Annotated in this window: 1 pseudogene; it reads right to left on the reverse strand. The window is 60.9% G+C overall.

What is annotated here, in order from left to right:
• Positions 1-51 precede the first annotated feature (51 nt).
• Positions 52-207 (reverse strand): annotated as a pseudogene (locus tag ACUXUR_RS26875) (IS6 family transposase); the annotation flags it as partial.

The following is a 207-nucleotide window of genomic DNA, read 5'->3' on the forward strand; positions in this document are numbered from 1 at the left end:
GGCACCGTCAGGTTAACGGTCTGAGGTCACAAAGCTCTACGGATCAGCTGGTCAGAAGCCAGCAGCGAGGCCCGTCACCTCGTTCCAGACCGCAAAGGCTATGGCTCGGGCCTTGCGATGATCAGTGGCAGTGGTGTTAGCGGGACGGTGGAAGAGGTTTGCAACCTGATCGTGAACCGAGAGGAAGCGCTGCGCCTGCCCGGCTGA

Source organism: Microvirga medicaginis, assembly GCF_052658925.1.